Origin of the sequence: Segniliparus rugosus ATCC BAA-974 (genome assembly GCF_000185725.2) — a bacterium.
Lineage (GTDB): Bacteria > Actinomycetota > Actinomycetes > Mycobacteriales > Mycobacteriaceae > Segniliparus > Segniliparus rugosus.
Genome location: NZ_KI391954.1, coordinates 1,513,034 through 1,526,783 on the forward strand (window position 1 = coordinate 1,513,034; position 13,750 = coordinate 1,526,783).

The window sequence follows — 13,750 nt, forward strand, 5'->3', positions numbered from 1 at the left end:
CCGAGCTGGGGGCCGGAGCGGACTGTGCGGCTGACCGGGGAGGCCGCCGAGGACGCCGGGGCCATCGCCGAGGCGTTGGACGGGTCGAGCCCGTCCACGGTGCTCGACTTCGTCTGGGGCCCGCCCGCCGAGGCCGCGCTCGCGGTCTTCCAGGGGCGCGGCCACGCCTCAAGCGGGGCGGACATCTCCTTCGTGCAGATCGGCTCGCTCGCGGGCGCGACCGCGGCGGTGCCCGCGCAGGTGCTGCGCAGCACGAACATCCGCGTGCGAGGCAGCGGGTTCGGCTCGTTCTCCTTCGAGGAGTACCTGCGCCAGGTGCCCCGCTACATCGAGCGCATCGCCGCCGGCGCGGTCCGCATCCCCTATCGCGCCTTCGCCCTGCCCGACGTCGCCCAGGCGTGGGAGGCCGCCAAGGGCGGCGGGGACCGAGTGGTGGTCGTGCCCCGCTAGAACTCGTAGCGGAACATCCGCAGCGAGTTGCGCAGCGCCTCGACCCGGCGCATCCCCCGATAGAACCACCGGTAGAAGGGCTGGTCGATCCGCTCGGGATGGTCGGCCACAGTGGCCGAGGCGAGGTAGCGCAGCTTCGGCGCGAGCCGGATCGCGTCGCGCTCGTCGCGCACCGGCCAGCCCATCTTGAACGAGGCCCAGCGCCCGACCAGATGGTTGGAGGCCCAGATCGCCCAGCCCGGCAAGCTGTCGAAGACCACCTCGCCGGACGGGAAACGTTCAGTGATCCGGACGAGCAGCGCGCGCACGTCGGGTTCGGTGAGGTACATGAGCAGGCCCTCGGCGATCACCAGCGTCGGCTTCCCCGCCGGGATGCGCTCCAGCCATTCGGGCTCGGTCACCGAGGACGCGATCATCCGATATCCGGGGCGCTCCGCGTAAAGCTTGCGGCGCAGCCCGATCACGTCCGGCAGGTCCACGTCGAACCACTGCGCGCCGGGCGGCACGTCGAGCCGCTGCGCCCGGCTGTCCAGCCCGCAGGCGAGGTGCAGCACGGTCGCGTCGGGATGCTCGCGCAAGAACGCCGCCGCCCATTCGTCGAGCTGCCTCGCTCGCGCCGAGACCATGTACTGGTCGCCGGAGATGGCGCGGAACCACCAGGTGTCGAAGTCGTAGTCGATCCGGCCGACCAGCTCGTCCGCGAGGTCGTCGCCGAGGATCGGACGCTTGGAGCGCGCGTCGCGGGCGCGCAGGTACAAGGTGACGAGCATGGTCCACTGCACGCCGGTGAAGTCGATTTTGCCGGAGCCCGAAGACGCTGTCCTTTCATGCATGCCCCCAGTGTACTAAACAATTGTTCAATATGCTGAACGATTGTTCAGCGCGCGCGTCGCCCAGAGCGAGCCGCCTCGGCCCGGCAGGTAGGCTGACCGCCATGGGACGTGTTCGCGACGTGGTTTCGCTCCTCGTGACGTGCGGTGTCGCGGTGGCAGGTTGTTCGGAAGCGGGGACCAAAGCAGGGCCGCCCGTGCCGTCCGCGGAGCCGGGCTCCTCGGTGCTCGGCGACTGGAACGGCGAGATCCAAACCCCGGCGGGGCCGCTCGGGGTCGGCGTGGCGCTCGCGAAGGACGGCGGCTCCATCGACGTGCCCGCCCAGGGCCTGGCCGCCACGCCGCTCAGCGGGGTGAAGACGGAGCCCGGCGACGTGGAGTTCGCCATCCCCGGCCTGCCAGGCGCGCCGACGTTCCACGGGGTCTACGACCCGGAGAAGCACACGATCACCGGCCAGTTCGCCCAATCCGGCCAGACGCTCCCGCTCGTGCTGCGCCGGGGAAAGATCGCGGGCCCGAGCCGGCCGCAGGAGCCGAAGCCGCCGTACCCCTATCGCGCCGAGGACGTCGCCTATCCCAGCGGAGCCATCACGGTCGCGGGCACCCTGACCGAGCCGCAGGGCGACGGGCCGTTCCCCGCCGTGGTCTTGCTCAACGGCAGCGGCCGGAACAACCGCGACGAGGAGGTGTTCGGGCACAAACCGTTCCTCGTGCTCGCCGACGCGCTCACCCGCGCGGGCTACGCGGTCCTGCGCGTCGACAAGCGCGGAGTCGGCGGCACCGGCGGCACGCTGGCGGAGGCCGACTACGAGGCGCTGGCCTCAGACGTTGCCGCGGCGCTGCGCTCCCTGCGCGGCAGGGCGGAGATCGACGGCGACCGGATCGGCCTGCTGGGCCATAGCGAGGGCGGCTATCTCGCGCCGCTGGTCGCGTCGCGCCCGGACAACCGGGTCGCCTTCGTCGTCATGATGGCCGGACCCGCAGTCCCCGGAGCCGAAGTGCTCAAAGCCCAAAACCGCCTCAGCGCTCAGGCGAGCGGCGCGCCCCGAGAGAAGGTCGAAGCCGACCTGGCTTTCCTCGGCGAGCTCCTCCCGCTGGTCCAAGCGGGGAACCGGCAGGCCGTCGAGGATTTCCTTCGCGAGCGGAACCAGACCCTGCCCGGCGACCGGCGCTTGTCCGAGCCGGAAATCGCGTCGTACTCCTCCCCCTATTTCCGCGCCTTGGCCAGCTTCGACCCGACGGCTGCGCTGTCCTCGCTGCGCATGCCCGTGCTGGCCTTCTACGGGGGCAAAGACCTCCAAGTGCCCGCCGAGCAGAGCGAGCCCGCCGCGCGGCGGCTCTTGGCGCAGGACCCCGACGCGACCGTGCACGTCTTCCCGGACCGCAACCATTTGATGCAGCCGAGCCAGACCGGCCGCCCGGACGAGTACGCGCGGATCGAGACCACCATCGACCCCGCCGTGCTCGACTATGTCATCGCCTGGCTCGCAGGGCGGTTCCCGCCTAAGCGGTAGCCGTTCGGCCCGGCGCGCTCAGCCGACCGCGACGATCCGCCCTCCTGCGGGGACCGGCAACGGGTCGTGCTGCTGGAAGTACTCGACCAACGCGTCCAAATCCCCTCCTCCTGCGGTGGCCTCGGTCCCCTTCTCGAACTCGGTGAACCCGTCGCCGCCGAACGCGAGGAAGTTGTTCGTCGTGACGCGGTACTCGCGGTCCGGGTCCACCGGAGCCCCGTTCACGCGCAGATCGGCGACCTTCGACCCGTCCGGGGCCGACCTCGACCACCGGTAGGACAACGAGGCGGAGACCTGTAGGATTTGCGCCCTTTCGCCCTGCCACTGCTGCTCAAGCACGGCTTTGAGCCCGGCTCCGGTCAAGGTGAGCGTCTCGAGCTGGTTCGCGAACGGCTGCGCGGCGAAAGCCGCCCCGTACGTGACGGCCCCGCCGTTCCGCGCGTCGCGGACCACGTCGGCGCGCACCCCTCGGGGATTGGTGAGCGCCACCTGGGCTCCCGCGCCCCGAGTCGCGGCGAGCTGGGCGTCGGCGACCACCGAGCCCAGGCTCGACTGCCCGGAGCCGTCCGGCTCGACGGAGAGGTCCGCGAGGATGTGGCCGACCGGACGAGAGGCCACCCCCGCCGACTTCTCCTCGGCTTTGGCCACGAGCGCCGCCGCGTCGGGGTCGGGGGCCACGTCCCTTGCGACCACCTCGTTCTCGGCCTTGGTCTGCGCCCGCAGCACCTCGCCGGTCGCCCGGTCGATCTTCAAGTCCACCACCGAGAGCAGCCTGCCGAAGGATTCGCCTTGGATCACCGGGCGCGGGTCCCCCGCCGGATCCTTGACCATGCAATTGTATTGCTGATGGCTGTGCCCGGTGAACACGGCGTCCACCAACGGCGACGCGCGCTCGGCGATCCCCGCCGCGGGGCCGGGCGAGAGCCGGCAGTCGTTCGGGCCGCCTTGGGCGGGGTCGCCTTGGTGCATGAGCACGACGATGGCCTTCACGCCTTGCGCGTCGAGATCCTTCGCGGAGCGGTCGATCGCCGTCACTTCGTCGCCGAACCGCAGCCCCTTGACCGCCTCCTGGCTCGTCACTTCGGGCACGCCGCGCAGGGTGACGCCGATGACCCCGACTCGCACGCCGCCGACGGAGAGGACCGTCGAGGCGGGCAGCGCGGGCTCCCCCGAGTCGAACGTCACGTTCGCCCCGAGGTACGGGAACTTCGCCCCTGGGAACCGCTCGTCGAACACACAGCCGTCCTTCGGGGAGCAGCCGCCGTGCGAGAGCCGGGAAAGCTCGGCGAAACCGTGGTCGAACTCGTGGTTGCCGACCACCGAGGCCTGCACGCCGAGCTGGTTGAAGAACTCGATGGTCGGCTCGTCGTGCGAGAGCGCGGAGACGGTCGGCGAGGCTCCGACGTTGTCGCCCGAGGCAAGCACGAGCGAATGCGGGGCCGAGGCGCGCAGCTGGCGCAGCCTGGTCGCGAGGTACACGGCCCCGCCGGCGGGAACGGTCTTCCCGTCGGCCAGCGCGATCACGCCGTTCCCGCCTGTCGGCGGCTCCAAGTTCCCGTGGAAGTCGTTGAGGGCGATCAGCCGGATCGCGACCACGCCTTCCTCCGCAGACCGGCCGCGTGTCCACAGCGCCGCTCCGACCGCAAGGACAAGGACCATCAGCATTGCTCCGAAAAGCGCGCCCCGCGCGCGCGAAAACCTCATGGGGATATTCTCCATCCTGGCCAGAGCTGCATCGAGAGAGGCCGGGGAGAGGTGCGGGCGAAGCCGCGCCGATCAAGCCCGGCCTCGTCCTCCCGCAGCTCCTCGGCCTCCGCCTCGCTGCGCCGAAACGACCCCCTGCCACGCCAACGGCTCAAGGCGAACACGCGAGGCTGAGGAACCGACCGATGCGCGCGTCGGGTCAGCCGAGCGCGGCGGTCTTGCGCAACGCGGGGAGGACCTTCTCCCCGTACGCCCGCAATGTCTCGCCCGGCGCGTCGTGCTGCAGGTAGAGCGCGAACTGGTCCACGCCGATCTTCTCGTACTCGCGCAGCCGCTCGATCTGCTCGTCCGGCCCGCCGAGCAGGCAGAACCGGTCCACAATCGAATCGGGGACGTATTCGGCGTGGGTGTTGCCCGACTGGCCGTGCTGGTTGTAGTCGTAGCCTTCGCGGGCCGCGACGTAGTCCGACAACGCCTTGGGCACCGCGCCCCCGCTCGCGCCGTACCGGGCGACGATGTCGGCGACGTGGTTGCCGACCATAGCGCCGAACCAACGGCACTGCTCCCGCGCGTGGTCCAGGTCCCCGTGCGCCCCGGTGACGTAAGCCGGAGCCGCGACGCAGAATTTGATCGAAGCCGGGTCGCGGCCAGCGTCGTCCGCCGCGGTCCGCACTTGCTCGATCATCCAGACGGCAAGCTCGGGGTCGCCGAGCTGCACGATGAGCCCGTCCGCGACCTCGCCGGTCAGCGCCAGCACCTTCGGCCCGTACGCGGCGACCCAGACCGGCAGCCGCGAATCCCCCGCCCACGGCAGCCGGATCGTGCCCCCGGCCTCCCCTTGGACGGCCTCGCCGTTGCCGAGGGCGCGGATCGTCCGCACCGAGTCGCGCAGCTCGGCGAGGCCGGCCGGCCGACGGCCGAGCGTGCGCAGCGCGGAATCCCCCCGCCCGATGCCGCAGATCGTGCGGTTGCCGTAGAGGTCGTTGAGGGTGGCGAAGGTCGAGGCCGTCACGGTGGGGTGCCTGGTCACCGGATTGGTCACGAGCGGCCCGACCGAAATCCTTCGGGTGTTCTCCAAAATCGCGGCGAACACGACGTTGCACTCCTCCCACAGGATGTGCGAGTCGAAGGCCCAGAAATGGCTGAACCCATAGCTCTCGGCGCTCTTGGCGAGTTCCACGGCGCGGGCGGCGGGACGGTGCAGCTGCACCACGAGTCCGAAATCCATGGTTCATCTTGTCACGTCGGCCTCAGATTTTCCTGGGAACCCCGCGCGCGGGCCTTTGTCGCACAGCCGCAGATCCGAACGGATGCGCACCGCGATAGCCCGGGAAAACTACGTCAGGTTCTGGGCGAGGCCTCGTTTGAGGTACTTCCCGTGCCCTGCCCTGCCGTGGAACTGGCCGTCCGCGACGACGACCGAGCCTCGGGAGATGACCGTGTCCACTTTGCCCTCGATCTCCCAGCCCTCGTAGGCGGAATAGTCCATGTTCATGTGGTGCGACTTGCCCACGCCGATGCTGGTGCGCCCGCACGGGTCGTAGACCACGAGGTCGGCATCCGAGCCGGGCGCGATCACGCCTTTGCGCGGGTAGAGGCCGAACATCCGCGCGGGCTCGGTCGAGCAGACCCGCACCCACTGCTCCGCGGTGATCTTGCCGGAGGCGACGCCTTGGTAGATCAGGTCGATCCGGTGCTCGACCGAGCCGATGCCGTTGGGGATCTTGGAGAAGTCCCCGGCGCCGAGCTCTTTCTGGTTCAGGCAGAACGGGCAGTGGTCGGTCGCGACCGCGGTCACCTCGCCCGCGCGCAGGTGCTGCCACAAACCGTCCTGATGCCCCTCCGACCTCGAGCGCAACGGCGTCGAGCAGACCCACTTCGCCCCCTCGAAGCCGGGCGCGCCCAGTTGCTCTTCCAGCGACAGCCACAAGTAATGCGGGCAGGTCTCGCCGAACACGTTCTGCCCGCCCGAGCGAGCCTCGGCGATCCGGGCCATGGCTTGGCGGGCCGAGACGTGCACGACGTAGAGCGGCGCGCCCGCGACCTCGGCGAGCCGGATCGCGCGGTGGGTCGCCTCCTCCTCGAACTGCCACGGGCGGGTGAGGCCGTGGTGGACCGGGTCGGTGCGGCCCCGCGCCAGCGCCTGGCGGACCAGCTCGTCGATGGCGATGCCGTTCTCGGCGTGCATCATCGTGAGAACGCCGAGCTCGGCGCCCTGCTGCATCGTCGTGAGGATCTGCGCGTCGTCGCTGTAGAACACGCCCGGATAGGCCATGAACAGCTTCACGCTGGTGACGCCCTCGGCGACGAGCGCTTCGAGCGATTTCAGCGCGTCGTGGTCCACGCCGCCGACGATCTGGTGGAAGCCGTAGTCGATCGCGCACTGGCCCGCCGCTTTCGCGTGCCAGGACTCCAGCGCGTCGAGCACCCGCTCCCCCGGCTTTTGGATGGCGAAATCCACAATGGTCGTCGTGCCGCCCCACGCCGCGGCCTCGGTGCCGGTCGCGAACGTGTCCGACGCTTCGGTGCCGCCGAACGGCATTTGCATGTGCGTGTGCGCGTCGATCCCGCCGGGGATGAGGTATTTGCCCGTGGCGTCCACGACCACATCCGCCGTGCTCCGCAAGTCCGAGCCGAGCGCAGTGGAGCCGGGCGCGAGGAGGGCCGCGATCCGTTCCCCGTCGATGAGCACGTCCGCGTGGTGCTTGCCGTCCGGCGTGACCACCAGGCCGCCGTGCACGAACGTCGTCGTCATGGTTGCGCCTCCTCCGGTTCGGGTCCGACCTGCCCGTGCTCTTCCGGCTCTTCCGGCTCCTCGGCCTTTTCCGGCCCGTTCGCCAGCAGCTGGACGAACGCCGCCTCGTCGATGATCGGCACGCCCAGCTGCTCAGCCTTGTCCCGCTTTGAGCCGCCGCCCTCGCCCGCGACCACGTACGAGGTCTTCTTCGAGACCGAGCCGGAGGCTTTGCCGCCGTGCGCGATGATCGCCTCCTGGACGCTCTCTCGGGTGAACCCGTCCAGCGAGCCGGTCACCACGATGGTCAGGCCCGCCAACGTCTGCGGGGACTGTTCCCGGTCCTCGGCCATCGTGACCCCTGCCGCTCGCCACCGCTCCACGATGGAGCGGTGCCAGTCCACCTCGAACCACTCGCGGACGGAGGCCGCGATGGTGGGGCCGACCCCGTCCACCTCCGCCAGCGCTTCCTGGTCCGCGCCGAAGACCGCGTCCACCGAGCCGAACCTGGTCGCCAGCGCGCGCGCGGCGGTGGGGCCGACGTGGCGGATGGAGAGCGCGACGAGCACCCGCCACAAATCCCGGCTCTTGGCCTGCTCCAGGTTCTGCAGGAGCTTGCGTCCGTTCGCCGAGAGCTGTCCGGCGTTCTTGCCCGACGTGTTGACGAAAAGCTCGGTCTTGAGCAGCCGCTCCTCATCCAGGTCGAACAGATCTCCCTCGTCCTCGATGGCGTTGTGCTTGAGCAGGTCGACGGCGGCCTCGTAGCCGAGCGCCTCGATGTCGAACGCGCCCCGGCCCGCGACGTGGAACACCCGCTCGCGCAGTTGCGCGGGGCAGGTGCGCGCGTTCGGGCACCGGATGTCGACGTCGGCCTCCTTCGCCGGTGCGAGCTCCGCCCCGCACTCCGGGCATTGGGCCGGCATGACGAACTCCCGCTCGGAGCCGTCGCGCAGCGCGACCACCGGGCCGAGCACCTCCGGGATCACGTCCCCCGCTTTGCGCAGCACCACCGTGTCGCCGATGAGCACGCCTTTCCGGGCCACCTCCGAGGCGTTGTGCAAGGTCGCGAGCCCGACTGTGGACCCGGCGACGAGCACCGGCTCCATGAACGCGAACGGCGTGACCCTTCCGGTGCGGCCGACGTTCACCCGGATGTCGAGCAGCTTGGTCTGCACCTCCTGGGGCGGGTACTTGTAGGCGATGGCCCACCTCGGGGCGCGCGAGGTGTTGCCGAGCCTGGCGTAGAGGGACATCTCTTCCACTTTGACGACCAGCCCGTCGATGTCGTACTCGACCTCGTGCCGCCGCTCCCCCCAGTGCCGGATGTGGCCGAGCACGGCCTCGGGGCTGGCCAAGGTCGTGTTGTACGGCGACACCGGCAGCCCCCAGTCCTTGAGCTTCTGGTAGGCCTCGCTCCGGGTCGCGGGGCTCCAGCCGCCGGTCGCGCCGAGGCCGTGGCAGAGCATCGCGAGCTTGCGCTTCGCGGTGATGGCCGGGTTCTTCTGGCGCAACGAGCCCGCCGCGCTGTTGCGGGGGTTCGCGAACGGGGCTTTGCCCTCGGCGACCAGCGACGCGTTGAGCGCCTCGAAGTCTTTGAGCTTGAAGAACACCTCGCCCCTGACCTCCAACAGCTCCGGCGGCTCCTCGCCGGCCGCAAGGCTCAGCTCGTGCGGGACGTCGGCGATGGTGCGGACGTTGAGGGTCACGTCCTCCCCGGTCCGCCCGTCGCCGCGCGTCGCCGCGCGCGCGAGCCGCCCCCGCTCGTACACCAGGCTGATCCCGAGCCCGTCGATCTTCAGCTCGCAGTCGAAGTTGATCGGCTGCTCGGCCCCCTGCGCCACGCGTTCCGCCCAGGCGAGGAAGTCCTCCTCGTTGAAGACGTTGTCCAGCGACAGCATCGGCTCAACGTGCCCGACCTCGGCGAAGTCCGTGGTGAACCCCGCGCCGCCGACGAGTTTGGTCGGCGAGCTCGCCGAGGCCAGCTCGGGATGCTCGTCCTCCAGCGCCTGCAACTCGCGCAGCAACGCGTCGAACTCCGCGTCGGTGACGGTCGGCGAGTCCAGCACGTAATACCGGAACTGGTGCTCCTTGACTTGGTCCGCGAGCCGAAGCCACCGCTCCTGCGGGGTCGTCCCGGCAGCCTTGCCCTCGCTCATGCGCACAGCCTCATGCGAAAAGATTAATCGACGGCTCCGACATGCTCGCGGCTTCGGACCGATCTGCGGCCCTCCGACTAGAATGGGCGGCTGCACGTCGCGAGGAGAACCCATGAGCCAGCCACAACAGCCACCCCGATTGGACGGCTCGGTCGCCCTGGTCACCGGAGCCTCGCGGGGCATCGGCGCGGAGACCGCCCGCCTGCTCGGCGCGAAAGGCGCCAGAGTGGTCGTCAACTACCGGGAGAAGCGCAAGCGCGCGGACCAGGTCGTGGCGCAGATCGAGGCGGCGGGCGGATCGGCGGTGGCGCTGGGCGCGGACGTCACCGACGAGGCCTCCCGCGACCTGCTCGTCGCCGAGGTCCGGGAGAAGTACGGCAGGCTCGACCTGTTGGTCCTCAACGCCTCCGGCGGGCTGGAGCCCGGAGCCTCCCCGGACTACCCGATGCTCATCAACCGGGACTCGCAAGTGCGCCTGCTCGAGCAGGCGCTGGACATCATGCCGCGCGGCTCCCGCGTCGTGTTCGTCACCAGCCACCAGGCGCATTTCTACCCGGACAAGCCGGTGCCCGAGGAGTACACGCCCATCGCCGCGAGCAAGCGGGCGGGCGAGGACGGGATCCGGGCCCGGATCCCGTCGTTGGAGCGAAAAGGCGTGAGCCTCGCCGTCGTCACCGGCGACATGATCGAGGGCACCACGATGGTCATGCTGCTCGCCCGGCGCAAGCCGGAAGAGGTCGAGGCGCGCAAGGCCGCGGCGGGCGGCCTGCCGAACGTGGAGGAGTTCGCCGCCGAGATCGTGGCCGAGGCCGAGGCCGCCGTGCCTAACGGGCACACCCGCTACGTCGGCGGCTCCGACTGGGTCGCGCAAGCCGCCCAACAGGGCTGACCGAAATGACGAATGCCCGGCCATGCGGCCGGGCATTCGTCATCGCAAACGGCTAGAGCACCTCCGCGGTCGTGAGGGCCTGGCCCACCCCCGCGAGAATCGCTCCCACTTTGATCGCCTCAAGGACCTCCTCGCGGGAGACCCCTTCCTCGCGCACCGCCGCCTCGTGGGAGGTGACGCAGGCCTCGCAGCCGTTGACCGCCGAGACGGCCAGCGCCCACAGCTCGAAGTCCGCCTTCGGCACGCCGGGGTTGGCGATGATGTTCATCCGCAGGCCCGCGCGCAGGTCGTCGTACTTCCCGCCGAGGAAGTGCCGGGTCCGGTAGAACACGTTGTTCATGCCCATGATCGCCGCCGCCCCGAGCGCGGCCTGCGCCGCCTCCGCCGAGAGCACGTCCAACGCGTCCTCAGAGATCTCCTTGAGGAGTTTCTGCGAACGGGTGGCCGCTGCGGTGGCGAGGATCGCGCCCCACAGCCGCTGCTCGGAGAGGACGGTCGAGCGGACGATGGACCCAAGGTTGAGCTTGAGGTCTTTCGCGTGCTCGGGAAGCGCCTCTTTCAGGGCCTCGACGCTCACGAGTGCGCCGCTGCGACGAGGGCGTCGGTGACCTGGATCGTCGGGTCGCCCTTCTTCCAGTTGCAGGCGCACAGCTCGTCGGACTGCAGCGCGTCGAGGACGCGGAGCACCTCTTCGACGTTGCGGCCGACCGAGCCCGCCGTCACGGAGACGAACTGGATCTCGTTGTTCGGGTCCACGATGAAGGTGGCGCGGTCCGCGACCCCGTCGGCGTTGAGCACGCCGGTCGCGGCCACCAGCTCGCGCTTGAGGTCCGAGAGGATCGGGAAGGGGAGCTTCTTGAGGTCCTCGTGCTGGGCGCGCCACTGGAAGTGGACGAACTCGTTGTCGATCGAGACGCCGTGGACGATCGCGTCGCGGTCCTCGAAGTCGCCGTTGAGCTTGCCGAAGGTCGCGATCTCGGTCGGGCAGACGAAGGTGAAGTCCTTCGGCCAGAAGAACACGATCCGCCACTTGCCCGGGTTCGCGGTGGAGTCGACGGTGGTGAAGTAGTCGTCCGGCTTCTGCGCGTTCACCTGCGAGAGGTCGCCGGGGACGACGGCCTGGAGCTTGTACGCGGGGAACTGGTCGCCGATGGTCAACAGAGCCATGGTTTTCTCCTTAGCTTGCTTTGGATGTGTGCTTGGTCGCACTGTCCAACGTACCGAGAATTTTGGAAAGAGTCAAGTATTGGATTTGTTCCAACAAGAGCCTCTAGCCAATGCTACACGCCCCGCGTGACAGGCCCGCGGCGGCCGCCTCTCCTCAGGCCGCGCTTTCCTCCGCGAGCGCCGAGGCGGCCCGCGCCACGAGCCGGAGCGCCTTCGCGGCCCACGCGCCGCTCTCCGGCGCGAAGCCTTTGGCCGAGGTCGCGTACACCTGCCTGGCAAGGACCGAGCGAGGAAAGCCCAGCAGGTCCACCAGGGCGAGCGCCGGCGCGATCAGCTCCTTGACGCTCGGCGGCCTCGTGGGGTGTCGCTCCGGGACCAGGCCGAGGCCGACCGTGCGGCCGGCCTCGAAGAACCAGCCGAGCTCGTCGTAGCGCGTGGGGTCCAACTGGGCGGCGGCGGCCCACAGGCCCGCGCCTGGCAGCTCGCGCAGCGCCGCGAGCGCCGAGGCGGAGACCGGGCAGGCGACGACCAGGCCAGCCGCGCCGACGTCGGCGAAGGGCCGCAGCAGCTCGACGGCGGCGTTCGTCGGCAAGGCGGGCAACGTCCCGAGACCGCTCACCGTGGCGACCCCGCCGCCGAGGACGTCGTCGAGCGCGGGCTCGCGCAGGCGCAGCACGACGTCGGCGCGCAGCCTGCGGCGCAATTCGGCCACGTGCGAGCGCAACCCGTCCGCCAAGGAGGCGGCGAGGTCGCGCAGCGCGCCCCGGTCGCTCAAGACGTGATGGCCGTTCGCCAATTCGAGGACGACCGCCAAAGAGAGCGGGCCGAGGGCTTCGACGCTCACCGCGCCGCCCGACCGCCCGTCCCGTTCGAGCACTTCTTCGAGCGCGTCCACGTCCTGGGCCAAGAAATCCGCCGCGCGCTTGCCGTCCGCCCCCGCGCGGGAGGCGATCCGGTAGCCGTGCGGGCCGACCTCCACAGGGAAATCGGTCAATAGAGCCGTCGTGCGGCCGACGTCGGTGGCCTGGACCCCGCGTTCGGGGAGCAGCGGCAGATACGGCACGCTCAGCTCCCCGACGACGATCCTCGCCGCCTCCCACGCGTCCCGTCCTGGAAACTCGCCGAACCCGCTCGACGCGGCGGCGAGCTGCGCGACGCCCGCCTCGCTCACCTGTCGGCTTCGCTGATCACGCCGGAGCCGATCACCCGGTCGCCGAGCACGGGGTCCGGCTCGTAGAGGACGACCGTCTGGCCTGCGGCGACACCCTCCAGCGGCTCGTCGAGCTCGACCTCGAAGCCGCCTCCGGCCGCCCGCGCGCGCGCCGGGGCGAGGCCGCCGTGGGCGCGGATCTGCGCGACGCAGGAGAACGCCCCGTGCGGGGCCTCGCCCCCGCCCCACACCGCTTTGCGCGCCACGAGCGAGCGCACCCGCAAGTCTTCGAGCGTCCCGACCCGGACCACGCCGGTCTCCGGCTCCACGGCGGTGACGTAGCGCGGGATCCCGTCCCCGGTGGGGTTCCCGAGGCGCAGCCCCCGCCGCTGGCCGACGGTGAAGCCGACCGCCCCGTCGTGGTGGCCGAGCACCTCGCCAGTGCGGTGGTCGCGGAACTCCCCCGGCCTTGACCCCGCTCCCGAGCGCACCGCGAGCTTCGCGCCCAAGAACGCCTTGGTGTCCCCGGAGGGGATGAAGCAGATGTCATGGCTGTCCGGCTTCTGCGCCACGGCCAGCCCCCGCCGGTCCGCCTCCTCGCGGATCTGCGGCTTCGGGGTGTCCCCCACCGGGAACATCGCCCTGGCGAGCTGCTCGGCGGTGAGCACGGCCAGCACGTACGATTGGTCCTTGTCCGGGTCCGCCGACCGGCGCAGCGTCGTGCCGTCCAGGCGGGCGTAGTGCCCGGTGGCGACCTTGTCGAAGCCGAGGGCGACCGCGCGGTCCAACAGCGCCGCGAACTTGATCTTCTCGTTGCACGTCACGCACGGGTTCGGGGTGCGACCCTCGGCGTAGGTGGCGACGAACTGGTCGATGACCTCGCGCTCGAACGCCTCGGAGAAGTCCCAGACGTAGAACGGGATGCCCAGCACGTCCGCCGACCTTCGCGCGTCCCTGGAGTCCTCCACCGAGCAGCAGCCCCGGCTGCCGCCCCTGGTGTTGTCCGGGTTGCGCGAGAGCGCGAGGTGCACGCCGACGACGTCGTGGCCCGCCTCCACGGCGCGGGCAGCGGCCACCGCGGAGTCGACTCCACCGCTCATCGCCGCCAACACGCGCATGGGACTCATTCTACTGAGCAGGTCAAAACGAGAGGACC

Annotated in this window: 12 protein-coding genes; 3 read left to right on the forward strand and 9 right to left on the reverse strand. The window is 70.4% G+C overall.

Features of this window, described 5'->3' with window-relative positions:
- The first annotated feature begins 24 nt into the window (after positions 1-24).
- Positions 25-450: a hypothetical protein gene (locus HMPREF9336_RS19145; RefSeq protein ID WP_021030926.1), complete on the forward strand. Its 426-nt coding sequence runs from the start codon at positions 25-27 to the stop codon at positions 448-450.
- On the opposite strand, the gene HMPREF9336_RS16995 is transcribed toward HMPREF9336_RS19145, so the two are convergent.
- Positions 447-1,283 carry a class I SAM-dependent methyltransferase gene (locus tag HMPREF9336_RS16995; RefSeq protein ID WP_007469033.1) on the reverse strand — a complete coding sequence of 279 codons (837 nt, stop codon included), beginning with the start codon at positions 1,281-1,283 and terminating at the stop codon, positions 447-449. The genes HMPREF9336_RS19145 and HMPREF9336_RS16995 overlap by 4 nt on opposite strands.
- A gap of 101 nt (positions 1,284-1,384) precedes the next feature.
- On the opposite strand from HMPREF9336_RS16995, the gene HMPREF9336_RS17000 reads away from it, so the two are divergent.
- A complete protein-coding gene (locus HMPREF9336_RS17000; RefSeq protein ID WP_051357400.1) occupies positions 1,385-2,794 on the forward strand; it encodes an alpha/beta hydrolase family protein in 1,410 nt (469 codons plus the stop codon).
- An 18-nt stretch (positions 2,795-2,812) separates the two neighbouring features.
- On the opposite strand, the gene HMPREF9336_RS17005 is transcribed toward HMPREF9336_RS17000, so the two are convergent.
- The 4 genes from HMPREF9336_RS17005 to ligA form a co-directional block, all read right to left on the reverse strand.
- On the reverse strand, positions 2,813-4,498 hold the full coding sequence (locus tag HMPREF9336_RS17005) for a bifunctional metallophosphatase/5'-nucleotidase (protein ID WP_021030927.1): 1,686 nt from the start codon (positions 4,496-4,498) through the stop codon (positions 2,813-2,815).
- Between the two features lie 199 nt (positions 4,499-4,697).
- Positions 4,698-5,726 carry a TIGR03842 family LLM class F420-dependent oxidoreductase gene (locus HMPREF9336_RS17010; protein ID WP_007469036.1) on the reverse strand — a complete coding sequence of 343 codons (1,029 nt, stop codon included), beginning with the start codon at positions 5,724-5,726 and terminating at the stop codon, positions 4,698-4,700.
- 108 nt (positions 5,727-5,834) lie between these two features.
- Positions 5,835-7,253 (reverse strand): dihydropyrimidinase, encoded by a 1,419-nt coding sequence (gene hydA / locus HMPREF9336_RS17015; protein WP_007469037.1) that lies wholly within the window; start codon positions 7,251-7,253, stop codon positions 5,835-5,837.
- On the reverse strand, positions 7,250-9,388 hold the full coding sequence (gene ligA / locus HMPREF9336_RS17020) for an NAD-dependent DNA ligase LigA (RefSeq protein WP_007469038.1): 2,139 nt from the start codon (positions 9,386-9,388) through the stop codon (positions 7,250-7,252). The genes hydA and ligA overlap by 4 nt, the downstream gene beginning before the upstream one ends.
- A 112-nt stretch (positions 9,389-9,500) precedes the next feature.
- Here ligA and HMPREF9336_RS17025 point away from each other — a divergent pair, with 112 nt between their 5' ends.
- On the forward strand, positions 9,501-10,277 hold the full coding sequence (locus tag HMPREF9336_RS17025; protein ID WP_021030928.1) for an SDR family oxidoreductase: 777 nt from the start codon (positions 9,501-9,503) through the stop codon (positions 10,275-10,277).
- Positions 10,278-10,329: 52 nt separating this feature from the next.
- Here HMPREF9336_RS17025 and ahpD read toward each other — a convergent pair whose 3' ends face one another.
- The 4 genes from ahpD to mnmA all read right to left on the reverse strand — a co-directional run bounded on the left by ahpD (position 10,330) and on the right by mnmA (position 13,712).
- Positions 10,330-10,854, reverse strand: coding sequence for an alkylhydroperoxidase, AhpD family (gene ahpD / locus HMPREF9336_RS17030; RefSeq protein ID WP_007469040.1), 525 nt, complete (start codon positions 10,852-10,854; stop codon positions 10,330-10,332).
- On the reverse strand, positions 10,851-11,444 hold the full coding sequence (locus HMPREF9336_RS17035) for a peroxiredoxin (protein WP_007469041.1): 594 nt from the start codon (positions 11,442-11,444) through the stop codon (positions 10,851-10,853). The genes ahpD and HMPREF9336_RS17035 overlap by 4 nt, the downstream gene beginning before the upstream one ends.
- A gap of 154 nt (positions 11,445-11,598) precedes the next feature.
- On the reverse strand, positions 11,599-12,615 hold the full coding sequence (locus tag HMPREF9336_RS17040; protein ID WP_021030929.1) for a uroporphyrinogen decarboxylase/cobalamine-independent methonine synthase family protein: 1,017 nt from the start codon (positions 12,613-12,615) through the stop codon (positions 11,599-11,601).
- Positions 12,612-13,712, reverse strand: coding sequence for a tRNA 2-thiouridine(34) synthase MnmA (gene mnmA / locus HMPREF9336_RS17045; protein ID WP_021030930.1), 1,101 nt, complete (start codon positions 13,710-13,712; stop codon positions 12,612-12,614). The genes HMPREF9336_RS17040 and mnmA overlap by 4 nt, the downstream gene beginning before the upstream one ends.
- Positions 13,713-13,750 lie beyond the last annotated feature (38 nt).

What these genes read in the sequence shown, in the direction of transcription:
- HMPREF9336_RS16995 (WP_007469033.1), bottom strand. Translation starts at nt 1,283, where the DNA reads ATGCATGAAAGGACAGCGTCTTCGGGCTCCGGCAAAATCGACTTCACC.
- HMPREF9336_RS17000 (WP_051357400.1), top strand. Translation starts at nt 1,385, where the DNA reads ATGGGACGTGTTCGCGACGTGGTTTCGCTCCTCGTGACGTGCGGTGTC.
- HMPREF9336_RS17005 (WP_021030927.1), bottom strand. Translation starts at nt 4,498, where the DNA reads ATGAGGTTTTCGCGCGCGCGGGGCGCGCTTTTCGGAGCAATGCTGATG.
- HMPREF9336_RS17010 (WP_007469036.1), bottom strand. Translation starts at nt 5,726, where the DNA reads ATGGATTTCGGACTCGTGGTGCAGCTGCACCGTCCCGCCGCCCGCGCC.
- hydA (WP_007469037.1), bottom strand. Translation starts at nt 7,253, where the DNA reads ATGACGACGACGTTCGTGCACGGCGGCCTGGTGGTCACGCCGGACGGC.
- ligA (WP_007469038.1), bottom strand. Translation starts at nt 9,388, where the DNA reads ATGAGCGAGGGCAAGGCTGCCGGGACGACCCCGCAGGAGCGGTGGCTT.
- HMPREF9336_RS17025 (WP_021030928.1), top strand. Translation starts at nt 9,501, where the DNA reads ATGAGCCAGCCACAACAGCCACCCCGATTGGACGGCTCGGTCGCCCTG.
- HMPREF9336_RS17035 (WP_007469041.1), bottom strand. Translation starts at nt 11,444, where the DNA reads ATGGCTCTGTTGACCATCGGCGACCAGTTCCCCGCGTACAAGCTCCAG.
- mnmA (WP_021030930.1), bottom strand. Translation starts at nt 13,712, where the DNA reads ATGCGCGTGTTGGCGGCGATGAGCGGTGGAGTCGACTCCGCGGTGGCC.